Below are 1625 nucleotides of genomic sequence, written 5' to 3'. Positions count from 1 at the left end.
TAAGGGATCCCCCCTAACCCCCCTTAATAAGGGGGGGACAAGAACTTCCCTGATTAAGGGGGGGACTAGAGCTTCCCTTAATCAGGGGGGAAAAGAGCAGGGAGCAGGGAAAAAATCTAATATAGAAGTAAGTAAGGGATCCCCCCTAACCCCCCTTAATAAGGGGGGGACAAGAACTTCCCTGATTAAGGGGGGGACTAGAGCTTCCCTTAATCAGGGGGGAAAAGAGCAGGGAGCAGGGAAAAAATCTAATATAGAACCAAGTCAAGGACTGTTAGTAGAGTTACGAAAAGAGGTAAGCTCTAGCTTTACCCTAGATGCTAAATTTACTGCTAATGGTAAGCCCTTAGGAATCTTAGGGGCTTCTGGTTCTGGTAAAAGTATGACGCTACGGTGTATTGCTGGTTTGGCTACACCCACTCAAGGCCGCATTGTCTTGAACGGAAGAGTTTTGTTTGATTCCAAACAGGGTATTAATCTTCCTCCTCACCAACGTCGCATTGGTTTTGTTTTTCAAAACTACGCCCTCTTTCCCCACATGAATGTTGCTGAACACATCGGGTTTGGCTTGCAGGAATTGCCCAAACCCCAAAGGAATAAACGGGTATGGAAATATATTGAATTGATGCATTTACAGGGATTGGAAAACCGCTATCCTCACGAACTTTCTGGGGGACAGCAGCAGCGGGTAGCCTTGGCAAGAGCAATGGCGATCGCACCAGAAGCGTTACTATTAGATGAGCCCCTTTCTGCCCTTGATACCTATCTACGGAATCAGATCGAAATGCTACTAACGGAAGTTTTCTCTAATTATCAAGGAGCCACTCTTTTCGTCACCCATAAATTAGAGGAAGCTTACCGGGTCTGTGGTAATCTGTTAGTACTTTCTGAAGGAAATGTTATTGGTTATGACTCTAAAGAAGCTATTTTTGAGCATCCTCCTAGCTTTAGGGTAGCACAATTAACGGAGTGTAAAAACTTTTCTCGGGTTGAGATTATTGACCACCAAAAAATTCAAGCCCTGGACTGGAACTGTAGTCTCTCAGTTGTAGAACCGATTAGGAAATCTTTGGCTTATGTTGGCATCCGTGCCCATCATCTGAGATTTCTAAAAGAGCCAAATCAAGACAATACGTTTCCCTGTTGGCTGGTGACGATGAGTGAAACCCAGCACCGAGTTACACTTTATCTGAATTTATATACTCCTTCTAGGAATCCTAAACAGTATCACCTCCAAGCTGAAGTTTTTAAGGAAAAATGGCATCAGATTAAAGCTTGGCCTGAGCCATGGTATGTGGAGTTAGATGCTTTGAGGTTGATTTTGATGGAGAGTTGAACATAATCGTTTTTCAGACTAGGCATTGCTGAATTGAAGTATGAATGCGCGATCGTCTGGTTTTGGGAAAGCCCCCCGTTGGTTCTCCAACTGTGGGGGACTTTGAGAGTTTTGTTCCCCCCAAAATTGGGGGTTAGGGGGGCGAGACTAACTAAATTTCGTCTGGGGGGGCGACATGAGAGCTAAAAAGTAGACTGTATAAGCTTCATAGCTCTCATACCTCGTAAATAATTATCGAGCTTATGACGACTTAAACGCATCAAAGCATAAACTAATTCCCAACATTTAT

The 1625-nt window shown here is 44.1% G+C and carries 1 protein-coding gene; it reads left to right on the top strand.

What is annotated here, in order from left to right:
- Nucleotides 1-1336: sulfate/molybdate ABC transporter ATP-binding protein (locus F6K37_RS41510; protein WP_287257099.1), on the top strand; the 1336-nt coding region annotated here is incomplete at its 5' end.
- Nucleotides 1337-1625 lie beyond the last annotated feature (289 nt).

This window comes from Moorena sp. SIO4E2, assembly GCF_010671945.1.
GTDB lineage: Bacteria > Cyanobacteriota > Cyanobacteriia > Cyanobacteriales > Coleofasciculaceae > Moorena > Moorena producens.
This window is presented reverse-complemented; position numbering and strand designations above follow the sequence as displayed.